Genomic DNA, 3,037 nt, shown 5'->3' on the forward strand with positions numbered 1-3,037 from the left:
GGGTAGTAGCGCAAGCGCTCGGTGGGGCTCAGTAAATCCTTGGTGATGGATTGCTCAATACGGCGCAGCCACGGGCCCAAGGTGAATGTGAGGAAACCGATCATCTGCTGCTCGATCCCCGTCCCCCAGTTGGACCCCTTGTCTGTGTGGCCGACCATCCAGGGCGGAACGCGGAACCAGCGGCAGATCTCTTCTACGCTGAAGCTGCGCGACTCCAAGAGCTGCGCATCAGCGGGCTTGATCCCCACAGCCCCAACATCTATGCCACCTTCCAGAACCGGCACCTCGCCGCGTTCGACAGATCCAACGTATTCCTTTTTGAACTCTTGGCGCTGGTCAGGGGTGAGCCACTTATCCACCTTGTAGTAAAGCGTCTGCAGCAGACCAGTCTTGAATGTCTTACCGGCCGCGTCATCAGCAGCCAGCGCATTGCCGAAGACCTGCGCGCCATACTCAATCACCGAAACGCCATCTTTGCCGTCAAGGGAGAAGCCCGGGATGTGCCAAATTCGGTCGTTTGGGATGATGCGCTGCCTACCGTTGTGATCAACGTAGCGATATTGCTTGCTGCCATCGCTGAGGCGTGTCCACGACAGCCGACCAGGAGCCAGGAACTTCAACCCAACGATGCGCGTGCCGAGCATGAGCTTTTCGCACCGGGCGCCATCACGCAGCAGCATTGCGGCAACCACCGCCTCCCAAAACACTGAAGCCGTGCTGTCAGCGTTTGGCTGCGCATGGATGATCTTGTGCAGCCAATGGTCGGTAGCAGGCCTCTTGCCCTTTCCTGTGCGCTCATTGATACCCAGCGGGAGGGTCGCGATGGTCTCGGAGATCAGCCGCGTGCAGGCCCACACAGTGGACAGGCGCAGCAGCTTCTGATCTGTCAACACAGTGCCGCTTGCGTGAACTACCACGCCGGCACCACTCCCGCCACCAGGCAGGACCCAGCCGAGCACAGTGGCCCGGACTCGCCCGAGCGCCGTTCTCATTGGATTTTTCATCTTCCTGCCTTAATTCCACCCTTGAGAAATCCATCCATGTCGCCCTGAGTGGCAGCGCTCAAGCTCGCGCCAGTCGCCATCAAAAGGGATGCCATGTCGTCTATCTTTTCAGTGGATTTGCGCCTGTCAGGCGCGTTGTTCAAGTTCTGATCCTGTCTGGCCACCAAGTTGGAGGCGTTCCAGTTCAGCACCGGGTCGTTGCCGTGAGCCAGGCGGCCCGCCATGTAGTGCAGCTCCAGGTCCTGCATTGCAGGGTGGTAGCTCTGCGGGCCCTGCCGAAATAGCTCCATCGGTACGCTAGCCTGCTTGAGACGCTGCGTGAGCTGGGGCGCATTCCAGTTGTCATAAGCCAGCAGCTGCAGATTGAAGGTCTCTTTCACCTCCAGAACCTTAGCTTCGATAGGCGCGTAATCAATCACCTCGTCACCGCACTCGATCAACAGGCCCGACTCGACCCAGGCCTGATAGGGCACCAAGCCACGCGCTACCCGTCGCCGCGTTGCAGCTGGCGGCACCCAGCGCCAGCCATAGGTATAGAGCCAGCCGTTCAAGCGCCACACCAGCCGCAATGAGGTCAGGTCACTGGTGCTCGACAGATCGAGGCCACCCCAGCAAGGCACCGTGCGCAGCATGTCCAGATCGACAGCACCGCTGCACTCGCGCCACTTGGTAAGGTTCACCCAGCCACCAGCGACCGATGAAGGCCGATTCAGGCGCTTGATCTTGAATTCCCCGTAGGTGCCTGGCTTTTCCTTGGCCTCGATGGCCGCCTTTCGGATCTCGATCAGCAGCTTTGGATTGACCTCCATCAAGGGATTGGCCTTGTGCCAGGCCTCCTCATCAAAGTCATCGTCCGCCTCGGTGCCCAGGTCCTCGCTCTTCTCGTCCACCGCGTAGTAAATCGCCAGGTAGTGGTCCGCCTGCACCAGGCCGCGCAACACCTTCTTGGCAAACTCTCGCTCCTCTGCCCAAGGCCCGGGGCTGTCATAGCCCTCAGTGGTCAGGTATAGCCAAAGCGGATTGCCCCGAGCGCCGGCCGCCGATTTCAGCACGTTCAGCAGGTCATGGTTTTTGTGGGCGTGCAACTCATCCAGAACCGTGCAGGATGGATTCAGACCGTCCTGCGTGCTTGCTTTGGCGTGCAATGCCTTAAAGGTGCCTCCGTTGCAGTAGCTCGCAATGGCCTTGGCATAAGCCACCATATTGAAGGCCTCGCGCAGGTCGGAGGTCTTCTCCACCATGCGTTTGGCCACCTTGAAAACGATGCTTGCCTGGTCGTAGGTTGTGGCTGCTGTGATGACCTGCGGCCCTGTCTCGTCCTCGCATACCTGGCAGTACAGCGCGATGACGGCCGCCAAGGTGCTTTTGGCGTTCTTGCGCGCAATGGCAAATAGAGCCGTCGTGAAACGGCGCGTGCCATCCAGATTGCGAAACCCGAACAGCTGAACGAGAAAAAACACATGAGACTCGTGCAGGATGATGGTCGGCGTCTCCCACTTGCCCTCTACGTGCGGCAGCTTCTCGCCGAAATCGCAGATGTCGTTGGCATGCCATACATCGAACTTGAATGGAGCATCCTTCTTCTTGGCCCGGTCCAGGTCATCAAGAAATCTCTTGGCAGCCAGGCGTATCCAGATTCCGAAGCGCTTGCGGTTCTTGGGGTCCAGCGCCTTCTTGGCGTAGGCCTTGGCAACAGCCACAAAGTCTTTATCGTGCGTTTGCTCGCTTTCCGTTTTTCGTGAAGGCATTTGTTGTCGGCCCTTCCCCCATTGGCTTTACCTTGCCTTGGGCTACCGGCGTAAGGCCGAAATCGTTTATCAGATTGCGCAGCTGGCCGACCATGGAGGCATTGGGCGCCTCGCCGGCCGCGTAGAGCTGCACGGTCTTTCCATGCAGTGCGCAGAGGTGACCCAGCGCCTGCAGCCCCGCTTCGGTCAGCAGCTTGTTTGCCACCAAGATCGGAGCCAGCCTGTCCCACTCTTTGAACGCATGTGCGTTGGGCAACCAGTCAGGCGCCTCCGGAACATCGGAGA

At 59.3% G+C, this 3,037-nt stretch carries 3 protein-coding genes; all 3 read right to left on the reverse strand.

Annotated elements, in window-relative coordinates; genetic code table 11:
• Positions 1-1,004: phage portal protein (locus LPW39_RS23305; RefSeq protein ID WP_230781154.1), on the reverse strand; the 1,004-nt coding region annotated here is incomplete at its 3' end.
• Positions 1,001-2,752 (reverse strand): terminase large subunit, encoded by a 1,752-nt coding sequence (locus LPW39_RS23310; RefSeq protein ID WP_230781156.1) that lies wholly within the window; start codon positions 2,750-2,752, stop codon positions 1,001-1,003. The genes LPW39_RS23310 and LPW39_RS23305, both read right to left, overlap by 4 nt.
• On the reverse strand, positions 2,712-3,037 hold a 326-nt coding region (locus LPW39_RS23315), incomplete at its 5' end, for a P27 family phage terminase small subunit (protein ID WP_230781158.1). The genes LPW39_RS23310 and LPW39_RS23315, both read right to left, overlap by 41 nt.

Source organism: Comamonas koreensis (assembly GCF_021026195.1).
GTDB classification, from domain to species: Bacteria; Pseudomonadota; Gammaproteobacteria; order Burkholderiales; family Burkholderiaceae_C; genus Comamonas; species Comamonas koreensis.

Coding starts and splice junctions, on each gene's coding strand:
- LPW39_RS23310 (WP_230781156.1), bottom strand. CDS start 2,752: ATGCCTTCACGAAAAACGGAAAGCGAGCAAACGCACGATAAAGACTTT.